Source organism: Dyadobacter sp. (genome assembly GCF_017744695.1).
Classification (GTDB): domain Bacteria; phylum Bacteroidota; class Bacteroidia; order Cytophagales; family Spirosomataceae; genus Dyadobacter.
Map to the genome: position 1 here is coordinate 124,736 of NZ_JAGIAS010000009.1, position 14,629 is coordinate 139,364.

Here is a 14,629-nt window from a genome sequence, read left to right on the forward strand (position 1 = left end):
TTGATGTTTTGAAATCCTAAATAACTATCTCATGATCAAAAAATTAGTACTAATGTCGCTGCTTGTGACCCAGGGATTCTGCCAGGCGTTCGCGCAGCAATCGACGGCTTCAAAACGGCCGAACATCATCCTTATTTACACCGATGATCAGCGTTTCGACGCGTTGAGCGTGGTGCAGAAAGAGCAGGGTGACAAGGCCCGGTTCCCGTGGTTCACCACGCCTAACCTGGACCGGCTTGCCGGCGAAGGTGTCCGGTTCCGGAATGCATTTGTGATCAATTCGCTGTGCTCGCCCAGCCGCTCTACCATGCTTAACGGGCGCTACAATCATTTGAACGGCATTGCCAATAACCATACCGGGCTCAGCGATACCACCGTGACTTACGCGACCGAGCTGCGCAAGGCAGGCTACCGCACCGCATTCTTTGGCAAATGGCATATGGGCAAAGAATCCGGCAAACGTCCGGGATTCGATTATTCAGCCAGCTTCGTAGGCCAGGGCCAGTATTTCGATTGCCCGATCGAGATTAACGGCAAACCCGAGCCGAGCAAAGGCTGGGTGGACGACGTTTCGACCACCAATGCGATCGAGTATATCAAGGCGCACCAAAGCGAGACGTTCCTGGTTACGCTCGCATTCAAATCCGGCCACGGGCCATTCCAGCCGCCCGCGCGACATAAGGATACTTTTGCGAACGTAAAACTGACCAAACCAACCACCGAAAACCTGGATTCGCCTTACAAGGGCCAGATCGAAACCCCGCGGCGCCAGAATAGCAACACAGGGCAGAACGCGGCGCAGAATACCACACCATCCGCATCCTGGACTGAAAACAACGATCAGAAGATCCGCAATTATTTCGGGGCATTAAAAGGCGTCGATGAAAACGTAGGCCGCGTGCTGCGCACGCTCGATTCGCTCAGGCTCGACCAGAATACGGTGGTCATCTTTTCCAGCGATAATGGCTTCTTCTTCGGAGAGCATGGCCTGGGAGACAAGCGGGCAGCATATGAGGAGTCGATCCGCATTCCGCTGCTGGTTCGTTACCCGGCCCGTTTTCCCAAAGGCAAGAAAATTGATAAAATCGTGCTAAACCTGGATAACGCACCTACATTGCTCGACCTGGCAGGCATTCAGCCGCCGGCTTCGTTCCAGGGTAAAAGCTGGGTGCCGCTCATCGAAGAGAAAGCCAAAGACTGGCGGACCTCGTTTCTCTATGAATATTTTTACGAGACGCCCTACAACACGCCGACCATCAAAGCCATTCGCACCGAAACCGGCAAGTTGGTCCAGTATCCCGGCGAGGAAGGCTGGTCGGAGCTGTATGACCTTTCCAAAGATCCCAATGAGACCACGAATTTATATCAGTCGGCTGGCGGCGAAAAGCTGAAAAAGCAATTGCTAGGCGAGTTGAGCAAGCAAGAAAAGGCGACGGGCTATGTGAATCCGGATTATGCCGACGCGCGTCCGGTTGACGAGAAAGGGCAGTATAAGCGGCCTGCAAAGGAAATCATCCCTTAATGTATTTCAAATCGTCAACCACCCAACAAAATCCTATGTTCCGGCGTCAATTTCTGGAAAATATGGCTTCGCTGCCTGCACTCGCGCTCGATTTTCCGGCGCTCGATGCGAAGCTGCTCATCACCGGCATCCGCATTCATGAGGTGAAAGTGAACCAACGCGGTAACTGGCATTTCGTGGAGCTGCTTACCAATAAGGGCCTTACCGGCCTGGGAGAAGCTTCGCACGGATTTTCAGCCGCAGTGAAGGATGGCGGCGACCAGTTGCGAACCGAGTTGAACTCGTTGTTTCAACTCGTGAAAGGCGAATCGCCCTTTGCCGTTGAGCAATACCGGCAGCGGGGTTTTCAAAAGGCATTTGAACGGGGCAAGATCGCCATCACCGCATTCAGCGCGATCGAGCATGCATTGTGGGATTTGAAAGGTAAAGCGCTCGGCGTACCCGTCTACGAACTACTCGGCGGTAAGCTGCGCAGTGAGTTGAAAGTGTATGCCAATATCAACAGGGCCACCAATGAGCGCGATGCCGATGGCCGCCGGCTTATTTCAGCGTTTCAAAGTAATGCTGAAAATGCATTGAAAAGTGGTTTCAAAGCAGTGAAGCTGGCACCATTCGACGATATGAAGCCGCTGAAAACTTCGAATGAAGCACAAATCGCCTCCGATATCGATTACGCCGTGCGCTGCATTGAAGCTGTCCGACAAACGATCGGCCCTCAAACCGACCTGCTGATCGACGTTCATAGCCATTTGGACCGGGAACTAGCCATTTCCACAGCAAGGCGTTTGGAAAAGGCCGATTTATATTGGTTTGAAGAGCCGGTGGACCCGCAGAAATTCCCGGCCGAAACCCGCGCTATTACTGACGCTACCGTGCAGCCATCCGCAGGAGGCGAGTCGATATTCGGCAGGCAGGGTTTCGCACAGCTGATCGCTACGCGCGCGTTGGACGTAATCATGCCCGACGTGAAGCATTGCGGAGGTATCCAGGAACTACGTTTCATCGCCGCATTAGCCGAAACGGCAGGCAACATCGCCATTGCCCCGCACAACCCAAGCGGTCCGGTCTCCACTGCCGCCAGCGTGCAAGTGTGTGCATCCATTCCTAATTTCTCGATTTTGGAATATGCCTACGGCGAAGTACCATGGCGCGCTGAGTTGTTATCGCCGGTGGAACACTTCCAGAACGGCTTCATCCGGGTACCCGACACGCCTGGGATAGGGCATAAGCTGAATGAGGCGCTCTTGAAAAAGCACTCGGTTTAAAACATTCTGACCACTTATTTATCTGATCATGACAAGTAAAGCAACAAATTTCCTGGCGGGGGCCCTGGCCGCCGGGCTTATTTTTCAACCGGTCCATGCCCAATATACACCACAGAAGACATGGCAGGGGAAAATCGGCAAGACGATCCCTGAAACCCGGACGTTTTATGCTGAGCACCGCATTACAGCGCCGCAGAATGCGCCTAACATTATCTATATCCTGATCGACGATATCGGCTATGGTTCAGCGTCCGCGTTTGGCGGGCTGATTCCCACGCCCAATATCGATAGCCTTGCCAATAACGGTTTGCGCTATACCAACTTTCACACGACCGGCGTGTGTTCTCCCACGCGTACGGCGCTGTTGACTGGCCGCAACCACCATTCCGCGCACGTAGGCAGCAATGCAGGCGCGGGTACGCCGGGTTACGACCGCGTGATCCCGTTCGAGAAAGGATTTGTGAGCGAGATTTTGCGCGAGCAGGGGTACAACACATTTGCGGTGGGTAAATGGCACCTGACGCCCAAACGCGATCAGACACAGGCAGGGCCTTTCAACCGCTGGCCGGTGGGGCGCGGATTTGAGAAGTACTATGGCTTTCTGGGTGGGGCCACCGACCAGTACCGGCCTATATTATGGGAGGGAACCGAGAAGGTCGAGAAAGGGTATGATGATAAACGGCTACTGTCCGAGCTGATCACCGACCGGGCTATTAGCTACATTGCAAACCAGAAATCAGCGGCGCCAGATAAGCCATTTTTCCTATACTACGGTCCGGCAGCTACACATTCGCCGCATCAGGTGGATAAATCTTGGAGCGACAAGTTCAAAGGCAAGTTCGACAAAGGCTGGGACTGGTACCGTGAGCAGGTGCTGGCCCGGCAGAAAAAACTGGGTGTGGTGCCTTCTTATGTGACGCTGGCGCCCGGCAATGAGCTTGTCAAGAAATGGGATGAGCTTATCGCGGACGAAAAGCGGCTCTATTTGCGGCATATTGAGGTCTATGCGGGTTATCTGGCCCACCTGGACCATGAGATCGGGCGTTTGGTACAATACCTGAAAAGCATCGATCAGCTCGACAATACCCTGATATTCCTTTCGATCGGTGATAACGGCTCTGCACGTGCCGGCGGGCCGAATGGTCGGAGCAATTTCGGTACCGGTGCGCAGAGCGAAAAGGAAGACCTAAAAAGAGATCTGGCCAATATCGATCTGATCGGCACCGAAAAATCTAATGTGCTTTACCCGATCGGCTGGGCGCAGGCTACCAATACGCCATTCCGCTATTTTAAAGCCGAGGCCAATGGCGAAGGCGGTACGCATAACCCGTTGATCGTTTTCTGGCCGAAACACATCAAGGAAAAAGGCACCGTGCGTAGCCAGTACACGCACGTGATTGACATTTTGCCCACCACACTCGAGCTCGCCGGCCTGAAAACCGTACCGACCGTGAATGGTATCAAACAGGACGCCCTGGAGGGAACTAGTTTTGCCGCCTCACTCAATGACCAGGACGCGAAAGATAACCACCGCATTCAGTACTATGAGATTTCCGGCACACGATCTGTTTACAAGGATGGCTGGAAAGCCGGTGCTTACCACAAACGCGGACAATCGTTTACAGCTGATACCTGGGAGCTGTTTAAGATCGATGAGGATTTCAATGAAAGCAACAATTTGGCAGCGAAAAATCCGGCTAAGCTTGCCGAGCTGAAAGCGGCTTTTGATCAGCAAGCAACCAAATACAATGTGTTCCCGCTCCGAAACGGTGATAGCAATGAGAAAGACAAAGAGCCCGATTTCTTCGATGGGAAAAAGCACATTGTACTCTATAATGGCCTTGCGCACCTGACCGAAGCGCCCATTTTCAATAACCGCTCGTTCACTATCTCAGCGGAGCTGCAACTGAACGACAGTCACCGCGAAGGGGTCATTTTTGCAATAGGAGGGCAATTCGGAGGATTGAGCTTCTTTGTGCGAGGCGGGAAACTGCATGCCGCGCACAATACCGACGGCCAAATCGAAAGCCTGGATTCTGGCAACGAAATATTGCCGGCCGGTAAGTCGACGGTGAAACTGATTTTTCAGGCCGATCAGACAGCAAAAAACGGCACTGCGTCCATCTACATCAACGACAGGAAAGTAGGGGAGAGATTGCTCTCTAATGCGGTATTCAAAGACGATTGGGATGGAATCTCTGTCGGCCGGGACGATAACACCGCCGTTTCGAATGAGTACAAGTCACCTTACGTCTTCGCCGGCGGGCTAAAGAGCGTGGTGATTGATTTTTAGCGTGGCTATTGTATCAGATTGCCGCGGATTCTGTGAAGGATGAGTCCGCGGCGCTGTTTATTTTGTTGTTCGGCATAGGGTGCCACACGTAAAATTGTCTCTGTACAGATAGAGTCCGATTGTTGCCATTTTGTTAACCGGCGTTGCCATGGAAGTATCCGAACAACTTGTCATGCATTACTTTTCTGGAAAAACCACCTCCGAACAGGATAGGGTGGTAGAAAAGTGGCTTGCATTGCATCCGGACAATGCAGCCAGGGCGTTGGAATGGATCAGTGAGCAGGAGCCCGGAAAGGGCCAGGAAATTTTCGGGGATTTGATGATCTCCAAAGAGCAGGTCTGGGCCGATGTACAACACAGGTTCCCGGAGGCGGATGGCAGCCGCAAAATGCCTTTCACCTCTTTCGGCAGACAACGTACTTTGAAAAGATATCTGGCCGTCGCCGCGAGTCTGGTATTGATCTGTTCGTTTGCGTGGTTCTGGCTGAAAGAATCAGACACTGTCCGTGTTGCAGCCGCATACGGGCAAACCCGGCGCGTTACGCTTCCCGATAGTTCGGAGGTTGTCCTGAATGGTAACAGCAGCGTGCACTACCAGGCATCGTGGGAGGGCCGGCCACGCGAGATATGGTTGGAAGGCGAGGCTTTTTTTGACGTAAAACACCTTCGGACGCATTCGGATTTTACAGTCCATTTATCTGCGGGTAAAGACATTCAGGTGCTGGGCACGCAGTTCAACGTCGTCGACCGGCAAACCAGAAGCTGCATTGTTCTCAAATCAGGAAGTATCCGGCTAAGCCTGGCCGAAATGAATAAACAGGTTATGATGAGACCCGGCGATATGGTGCAGGTCAATGGAAACGGTTCGGAAATAACCGGCAAAGAGGTTGTCAATCCCGAAAACTATTCGTCCTGGACCCAGGGCCGCTGGCGGCTTGACGGCACCTCGCTGGGAGATATGCTGCAAAAAATCGAGGAAAATTATGGAGTAACGGTTCTGGTGGAAAACCGGGAACTGTTGACCAAAAGAGCATCCGGCTCTATTCCGTTGGGCTCAACCGGGGCCCAGACCCTTATCGAGGACATTGCCAATTTGTTTGAATTACAGTTCATCAAGAAAGATAATACGCTGATCCTGGCCCGGTAACCGGCCAGCTTCGGGAAAGATCATTTGCTCCAAAGCCGCAAAACGGAGCATTGTCTTTGTGAAACCCGATTTTACCCTGTCATCATGAACCCAGCCTGCCGGCGCAAGTCACCTGTTATAACGACCGTTGACCGTGCCCTGCCTGGCCTTGCATTGCAGTTACGTATAACCTGTTTCGTTACTTAAACTACGGATGACCACTATGAAAAACATTTCCAGGATTGCGTTATGCATATTTTTAGGCCTGATCGGCTACCCGGTGGGCGCTCAGGGGCAACTGGTCTCGTACCTGAGCGAAAACCGTCACGCTGATCGGTCCCGGCAACCGCAGTACATTCAGTTGAAGGAGGGACTCAAAACACTTGAAGGTAAATTCAATGTATCGATCGCTTACCAAACCGGGCTCGTTGACCAGATCCAGATAGACAGGAAACTGCTGGTGTCAGGCAAGGATGCGACGATCGAAGGCATGCTCGAAGCGGTACTGAAAGATTCGAGAATACATTACCGAAAATCACGTGAAGGGCTGTACCTGCTTTATAAGGAAGAAAGCGCACCTAAGACCCAGGTGAAAAACACCGGCGATTCCCCGAATGTCCTGCTCAAAGTCGACGCCAGCCCCGCTTACGATAGCAAAGCATTCGGTGTAAGCGGCAAAGTGACTGAAAAAACGACAGGGAGTGGAATACCGGGTGTAAACATTCTCTTGAAAGGCGCCAATATCGGCACAGTGACCGACGAACATGGCGGGTTCAGTATCGAGGTGCCATCGACGGACGGAGTGCTGGTATTTTCTTACATCGGATATGTTACGCAGGAGATACCCATTGCCAACCAATCCGTGGTGAACGTAGTCCTGGCCGAAAATGTCCAGGCACTTTCGGAGGTAGTCGTGACCGCGTCAGGGTTCAAAGAGGCTGCCGACCGGTTGGGCTCCACCAGCAGCAAAGTCGCCGGAGAAGCGTTGGCAAGGTCGGGAGAAACCAGTGTGATCAACGGCCTGGCCGGGAAAGCGGCGGGAGTGCAGGTATCTAGGGCCGCGGGTGATCCGGGTGCAGCCGCATTTATCCAGATACGGGGCCAGAATACCCTCACAGGCAATACGCAGCCGTTGATCGTGGTCGACGGTATTCCGATCAGCAATACTACGGAAGGCGGAACCTCGGGCGGGGTAGTGCCCCAATCACGTCTGAACGATATCAATCCCAACGATATAGCTTCCATGCAGATACTCAAAGGTGCTTCCGCGGCGGCACTATGGGGGTCACGCGCGGCAAACGGGGTAATTTTGATTACCACGAAAAAGGGCGCGGACAGCAATAAGCTCAATATCGGTTTCAGCTCCACATTTTCGGTAGACCAAATCAACCGATTTCACCCGTTCCAGGGAAAGTTCGGGCAGGGCGCCGGGAGTGTCTACAACCCCAACGGCGCCAACGCCTGGGGGGATAAGATCGCCGACCGTGCGGGGGGCGCCGATGAAGTCAATACGGCGGGTGCCTTTTTTGAGGCTTTGGATGGCAGCAGGTATTATCCCATTATCAGGAAAAATTCACGGGATGTGTTCAACACTTCCAACTATGACAAAGTTTTCCGCGACGGTTATTTTACGGACAATGCGTTGAGCCTGAGCGGAGGGGATCAGAAAACCACTTATTTTTTCAGCATTGGCGATATACGCCAGAAAGGCGTGCAGCGCGGCAACAGCACCTATAATCGGACTACACTGCGCCTGAATGTGGAGCGTAAGTTCAATGAAGTCGTGCGTATGTCGGCTACGGCAGCCTACACCAAAAGCTTTTCGGACAGAATCCAGCGGGGCAACAACCTGGCAGGGGCGATGGTGGGGCTTTTGCGCAATCCGGCGGATTTCGATATCTCCGACTACAAGGGAAGCTACTATTCCAGCCCGACCGCCTCGCCGGTTACCGGGCGCCAGCGCGGATACCGCAGCTACCTGGGAAGCGTTATCAATCCGGCCAACAACAATGCGCTCTGGGCGCTCTATGAACAGCAGAATTCTACCGACGTCGACCGTTTTATGAACAGCGCCGAACTCGGGATCAAACCCGCCGCCTGGCTGGATATCGTCGCCCGCGCCGGATTGGATACGTATTCCGACGAGCAGATCAACTATTTTCCGGTCAATGACATTACCGGCGCGGGAACCGGCCAGTACAAAGAGCAGATCACCAAAGAAACCCAGGTGAATGCCGACCTGCTGGCCCGTGCTACCAAAGATTTCGGCCCCAATTTCAGCTCCACGTATGTAGCGGGTGTGAATCTCAACAACCGGAAATACAACAATATGGGTGTGACGATCTCCAACTTTCTGGTGGCCGACGCGCCGGCAAATTTTGCCAACGCTACCGCGCTCAACCGTACGCCCGTAAATCTGAAAACGGAGGTGCGAACCGTCCGGGCGTATGCGACCGCGAGTTTTTCGGCATATGATGCATTGTTTCTGAACCTGTCCGGCGCTGCGGAATCGGCTTCGTCTTTCGGCGCGCTTTCCGACAAAACATTCTATTATCCCTCCGCCGACGTGGCCTGGGTTTTCACCAGGTTGAAATGGATGGATAAGGTAGAAGCCATTAATTTCGCCAAGCTGCGCGCGTCCTACGGGGTCGTTGGGGTGCAGCCGCTCCCGTACCGCTCCAATACGATCTTTTCTTCCACCGTTTATAGCGCCAACCCTTGGGGAGACAACCTGGTAGGTTCCCAATTTGGAAACGGCGCCTATACGCAGGGCAGTTCATTGGGCGATCAGTACCTGAAGCCTGAGCGGAAGACCGAGTACGAAGTCGGGCTGGACATGCGCATGCTCGACAACCGTCTGAAACTAGGTTTGACATACTATAACAATAAGGTACGCGACGTGCTGGTGCCGGTAACGCTGGCACCCACCACCGGTTTTGCCACCAAGTACACCAATGCAGCGGTACTTCAGAACAAGGGCCTGGAAATGGACCTGAGCTACGATGTGATCCGAAAGGGAGGTTTCACCTGGGCGGTTCGCGGGAACTTTACCCGCAACCGCAGCAAGGTGCTCGACCTGGCCGGGACGCAGTCGCTGTACCTGGTGGGTGGCATCGAAAATTTTCTGGATGCTCGCGCGGTGGTCGGACAGCCCACGGGGGTGTTCTGGAGTAGCCGCTACCTGTTGAAGGAAGATGGATCGATGACGCTCGATGCCAACGGGTTTCCAGTGGCAGATCCGGTTACCGGGGTAGTAGGGGATCCGAACCCGGATTGGATAGGCGGTTTTGGGACGACATTATCCTACAAAAAGTTCAGCCTGGATGTGCTCTTCGAAACCTCGCAGGGCGGCGACTATTTCAGCGGTACCCGGGGTGTTATGTACAATTTCGGCACTCATCGTGATACAGGCAATGAAGTTACGCTGACTGCCGATACTAAAAACTATGCGGGTAAGACCATTCCCGCAGGGACCACCGTACGCGGCAATCTGAAAGACTTTGGCGCCGGTCAGGTGCTGCTGGACGAAAGTTGGTACACCACCCTTGGAAGCGGGTTCGGGTCATTGAAACAGCAGTTTGTGGAAGATGGCAGCTGGACCCGCCTGAGGCAGCTTTCGCTGTCCTACCGGCTGGATACGGAGGCATTCCGCAAAGCTACCAAATTGCAATCGGTGGAGTTTTCGGTGACTGGCCGTAACCTGTTTTTATGGACAAAGGTGGTAGGTATCGACCCTGACACCAACCTGTCCGGAGGTCCTGCCGGGCGTAATATGGATTATTTTAACACCCCCGGTACACGTTCCTACCTGTTTACCATCAAAGTAAATTACTAGTATTCCCCAACCCGCAGCATCCATTTCAAAGCATTTACCCGGACAAATCACGATGAAAACGACGAGAAGGAAATTGATAAAAATGGCAGGTCTGATCCTGGGCGCCGGGCTCATCTCCTGCGAATCACTGGTCGATAACATGAATACCGACCTGAACAATCCCACCGATGCTTCGGCGTCGTTGATCCTGACAGGTGCGCAACTGGGCAACGTTTCGGTGCAGGAAGGACATTTGGCGCGTGTGGCGGCGATGTGGTCGGGGTACTTTACCGGCACGGATCGTCAGTACAAGGATATTTATAGCTACAATGTCACCGGGGCCTCATTCAATGACGTCTGGCAGTTTGTCTACCAGGGTGTCGTTGAGCAAACCAAGCTGGTGATTACCAAATCGCAGACCACCAACAACAGGCTCGTGCAAGGCATCGCGAAGGTCACCCGGGCCAATGCGCTGGGTACCGCCGCGGCTTGCTGGGGCGATGTTCCCTTTTCGGAGGCAGCCGACATTACCAAATTCCCCAATCCGGCTTTTGAACCGCAGATCGAGGTCTATAAAAAATTGCAGTCGCTGCTCGATGAAGCCATCGCGGACCTGGAATCGGGCATTGGTACTTCTCCGGGAGCAGCCGACATTTTCTTTCAGGGAGATGCCGGCAAATGGACGGAGGCGGCCTATACGCTTAAATCGCGGTTTTATATGGAAACCAGGGAGTACAAGCTAGCCTACGCAGCGGCTGGCAAAGGGATCGCAGCTTCCGGGCGCTCGCTTGTAGTCACACACGGCAGTACGCTGAACGTGAATGAAAACCTGATGTACGCCTTTATTGCCAGAAACCGTGTGGGGGATATCAATGCGGCACTGGCACTGGCGCCGAAGCTGCTGAACCCTGCCAGCCCTAACTATCACGGCAATGCTAAAACCGACGAAACTGCGCGCTACAATCATCACTTCATTACGGTAAACGCGAGCGGAACGCAGATCCCCGTTTCTCCCAATACCAATAGCACGACAACCTCCCGAGGGCTTTTCGGTCAATCCGCACCTTATCCATTGATTACATTTTCTGAGAATCTTCTCACGTTAGCCGAAGCCGGGTTGAGAAGCGAAGGGGTAGAGATTGGATTGGAAAAGCTCAATGCCTTCCGCGCCTACCTGAATGGTGGAGGAGACCTTGACCCGACCTACAAAACTTACCCTTACCGGTATGAGCCCTACACGGCAGGCGATATCGCGCCTGGTGGTATGCTCAACAAAGACGGCGTCCAGGCTGAGCAGGCGTTGCTGCGCGAAATCCTGATGGAGAGGTACCTGACTTTTAACGGGCAAATACTGGGCTTCAATGACCTGAGACGGACTCGAAAAGAGACCGTGGCCGTACAATTGCCTCCCAACGCCGGTACCGCGTTGCCCGAACGGATGATTTACAGTGAAGCGGAGGTGAATTCCAATACCAGCGCCCCGCGCCCGGTTCCGGGGGTATTCATAAAAACACCCGTAAATCTTTAATAAATTGCTTTGTAACCTGCCAAAACCGATCCGTAATCGAATGATGTTCTTTCAGAAGCAAAAAATAGGACTGCTTGTTTTAATGCAAACAGCACTGCTGACGGCCAAAGCCGCAGCGTTTACAGCCGACTCGGTGAAAGTAACCCTCACCGAAGGGACCAACCTGGCGATCGCCCTTTCGCCCGACAAAAAGACGATAGCCATGGATTTGCAGGGTACTATTTTTACCATTCCTGCCGGCGGCGGCGCCGCCCGCCCGCTAACCGACGAATTTGGCGACTGCCGACAACCGGCGTGGACCCCGGATGGTTCCAAAATCACTTTCCAGGCCTTTTGGGACGGCAACTTTCATATTTATTCGGTCGGTAGGGAGGGTGGCGCGCCCGTGCAACATACATTCGGCAGTTTCGACGACCGCGAACCGACCTGGTCGCCGGATGGTACCCGCCTGCTTTTTTCTTCCGACAGAAGCGGCAACTACGACATCTGGCAGCTCGAACCGGCGACAGGCAAGCTCACACAGCTTACGAGCGATCCGGCTAATGATTATTTCCCCGCATTCTCTGCCGACGGCGCGCAAATCAGCTACGTTTCGGAGCGAAATGCAGCCCCCGGTATTTACATTATGGACGGCTCAGGCCGTGAAAAGCTGTTTCTGACCACCACAGGGAAGCTTGGCGCGCCCGCCTGGCATCCGAGTCAGCCCAAAATCATTTTCCATAATTTTATCGAAGGGAAAACAGTGCTGGATATGGCCATGATCGGAGGAGGGGAGTGGGTAACCCTTTCCGCGGATGGTGAAGATGTGTTCCCTTTTAAAGTCAGCTGGGTTTCAGATACCGAATATTTGTATACGTCGGCAGGAAAGATAGTGCGTGGAAAACTTGCTGAGCAACAAAAGCTTTCGATTCCGTTTTCTGCGCAAATGACATTGGGAAGAAAGCCCTATCCGGCCAAAAAATATGATTTTAACACTACAAAACTTCAACCGGTGAAAGGGATCCGGGGGCCGGTAGTCTCACCGGATGGCAACCAGGTAGCTTTCACTGCCCTGGGAGATATGTACCTGCTCAAAAAAGGCAGCACGGTTCCGACTCCGCTCACCAATGACGAGTTCATCGAAATCGATGCGGCATGGTCGGCCGACGGAAAACGGCTCGCCTACCTGAGCGACCGGAAAGGGGACATGGACTTGTATGTACGGGATATGGCGACAGGCAAGGAAACCCTCTTACTGGACGCGGACGGGCCGCTTACGCTTCCTTCCTGGTCGGCCGACGGTAAACAAATTGCTTATTATCAAAAGGATCCTTCGGTATTCGGACGTTCCGCGCTCAAAGTCATCGATATCGTTTCCGGTAAATCCAGTCCCATTTATGAGCCGGTTTTCGACGGTTCCCAGCCCAGCTGGTCGCCGGATGGCAAATACATTGTCATATCTTCACTGGTTCCTTATTCAACCCGCTATCGCGAGGGCGTCAGCAAGTTCCTGATCATCTCGACCACTGACAAAAGCTATCGTTACGTGACGCCTGTCAATGAAAGAACGCTCTCTACCCGTGGCAAAAACGGCCCGTACTGGTCGCCGGACGGCACTAAATTTGCATTTTCGATGGACGGTGTGCTCTGGACGGTCGCTGTGAGCGGAAATGGCGATTTGCTTGCCGCCCCGCGCAGACTCACCAACGAACTTGCGGAATGCCCAAGCTGGACGGGCGATTCGAAAAGCATCGTGTACATGGCCACGGATGTACTCAAAAAGGTTTCGGTGGTAAGCGGCCTTAGCGAGACCATTCCGGTGACGCTCAGCTACAAGGTACATCAGCCCGGCGGCCGTTATGTGATTCACGCCGGGAAGCTTTTTGACGGTAAAACGGATGGTTACCGAAATAACATGGACGTAGTTGTCGAAGGCAACCGTATCATCAGTATTGAGCCGCATAAACCCGGCAGGGCAGGGAAATTGATCGATGCGTCCTCCCGGACAGTGATCCCCGGCCTGATTGAAATGCATACACACCAGTCGGCCACTGCGGGCGAACCGCTGGGAAGATTGTGGCTCAGCTATGGTATCACCACGATCCGTGAACCAGGCGGCGACCCTTACGATGTCATCGAGCGAAAAGAATCCTGGGTCAGCGGGCGAAGACTCGGTCCCCGTGATTTTTACACGGGCGGGATTCTGGACGGCAGCCGGATTTATTACGGGATGAACGTGGGCAATGTTCCCGGCGCGCAACTGGAGCTGGAACTGGAAAGGGCAAAGCGCCTTGATTTCGATATGATCAAAACCTACGTGAGGATGCCCGACCTGATGCAGCAGCGTATCACGGCTTTCGCACATTCGATAGGTGTGCCGGTATCTTCCCACGAAATTTACCCCGCTACACGCTATGGCGTAGACGCGGTAGAGCACATGGGCGCAACAAGCCGCAGAGGGTATTCGCCCAAGCTGACAGCCCTGAACAATTCGTATCAGGATGTTACCGAACTACTCGTCAAGTCGGGAATGAATATCACTCCGACCGCTTCCCTGCAAGGCGGGCTGCCGATGCTGGTGGACAAGGACCCGGCTTTTTTCGAACATAAACAATTCGCCGCCTTCTACGGACCTGCCGTGGTGGAGCAGGTGAAAGCGCAGACAAACCTGCGTACCAAGAGCAATCCGGCCTTTTTAACTACATTTTCAAATATCCAGAAAACGGTCAAAACCATGGTAGAACGCGGAGGGCACGTCACGCCCGGCACTGATTCCCCGATTATACATCCGGGGATCAGCTACCATGCGGAGTTGCAGAGCTGGGTCGATGGCGGTATCTCGCCGTTTCAAACACTCCGGTCGGCCACGCTGTATTCGGCGGAGGCGCTGGGTGTAGCCAAAGACCTGGGTACTCTGGAAAGCGGAAAACTTGCCGATATGGTCATTCTCGAAGGAGATCCTCTCAAAAACATCAAGGACGTGCTGAATGTAAAAACAGTGATCCGGAACGGTGAAATTTTCGCTATCGAGGATATTCTCAAAGCCAGGGTGCAGCAGGGTAAGCCGGCATTACAGGGGTCTCATTCAAGTAATTGATCGCG

Annotated in this window: 7 protein-coding genes; all 7 read left to right on the top strand. The window is 53.5% G+C overall.

Going from position 1 to position 14,629, the window contains the following annotated elements; genetic code table 11:
* Nucleotides 1-31: 31 nt before the first annotated feature.
* The 7 genes from J7619_RS27285 (at nucleotide 32) to J7619_RS27315 (ending at nucleotide 14,624) form a co-directional block, all read left to right on the top strand.
* Nucleotides 32-1,522: a sulfatase gene (locus J7619_RS27285; protein WP_291206640.1), complete on the top strand. Its 1,491-nt coding sequence runs from the start codon at nucleotides 32-34 to the stop codon at nucleotides 1,520-1,522.
* A gap of 35 nt (nucleotides 1,523-1,557) precedes the next feature.
* Nucleotides 1,558-2,787 (top strand): mandelate racemase/muconate lactonizing enzyme family protein, encoded by a 1,230-nt coding sequence (locus J7619_RS27290; protein ID WP_291206642.1) that lies wholly within the window; start codon nucleotides 1,558-1,560, stop codon nucleotides 2,785-2,787.
* Nucleotides 2,788-2,815: 28 nt separating this feature from the next.
* Complete coding sequence (locus J7619_RS27295) at nucleotides 2,816-5,080, top strand: arylsulfatase (protein ID WP_291206645.1); 2,265 nt, start codon at nucleotides 2,816-2,818, stop codon at nucleotides 5,078-5,080.
* Nucleotides 5,081-5,228: 148 nt separating this feature from the next.
* Complete coding sequence (locus J7619_RS27300) at nucleotides 5,229-6,227, top strand: FecR domain-containing protein (RefSeq protein WP_291206647.1); 999 nt, start codon at nucleotides 5,229-5,231, stop codon at nucleotides 6,225-6,227.
* Nucleotides 6,228-6,429: 202 nt separating this feature from the next.
* Nucleotides 6,430-10,041, top strand: coding sequence for a SusC/RagA family TonB-linked outer membrane protein (locus tag J7619_RS27305; RefSeq protein ID WP_291206650.1), 3,612 nt, complete (start codon nucleotides 6,430-6,432; stop codon nucleotides 10,039-10,041).
* Nucleotides 10,042-10,093: 52 nt separating this feature from the next.
* Entirely contained in the window at nucleotides 10,094-11,548 is a 1,455-nt protein-coding gene (locus J7619_RS27310) for a SusD/RagB family nutrient-binding outer membrane lipoprotein (RefSeq protein WP_291206653.1), read from the top strand.
* Nucleotides 11,549-11,630: 82 nt separating this feature from the next.
* Nucleotides 11,631-14,624, top strand: coding sequence for an amidohydrolase family protein (locus J7619_RS27315; protein WP_291206656.1), 2,994 nt, complete (start codon nucleotides 11,631-11,633; stop codon nucleotides 14,622-14,624).
* The last annotated feature ends 5 nt before the right edge of the window (nucleotides 14,625-14,629 follow it).

Excerpts from the sequence above, each read along its gene's own strand:
- J7619_RS27295 (WP_291206645.1), top strand. The coding sequence starts at position 2,816 with ATGACAAGTAAAGCAACAAATTTCCTGGCGGGGGCCCTGGCCGCCGGG.
- J7619_RS27315 (WP_291206656.1), top strand. The coding sequence starts at position 11,631 with ATGCAAACAGCACTGCTGACGGCCAAAGCCGCAGCGTTTACAGCCGAC.
- J7619_RS27300 (WP_291206647.1), top strand. The coding sequence starts at position 5,229 with ATGGAAGTATCCGAACAACTTGTCATGCATTACTTTTCTGGAAAAACC.
- J7619_RS27305 (WP_291206650.1), top strand. The coding sequence starts at position 6,430 with ATGAAAAACATTTCCAGGATTGCGTTATGCATATTTTTAGGCCTGATC.
- J7619_RS27290 (WP_291206642.1), top strand. The coding sequence starts at position 1,558 with ATGTTCCGGCGTCAATTTCTGGAAAATATGGCTTCGCTGCCTGCACTC.
- J7619_RS27310 (WP_291206653.1), top strand. The coding sequence starts at position 10,094 with ATGAAAACGACGAGAAGGAAATTGATAAAAATGGCAGGTCTGATCCTG.
- J7619_RS27285 (WP_291206640.1), top strand. The coding sequence starts at position 32 with ATGATCAAAAAATTAGTACTAATGTCGCTGCTTGTGACCCAGGGATTC.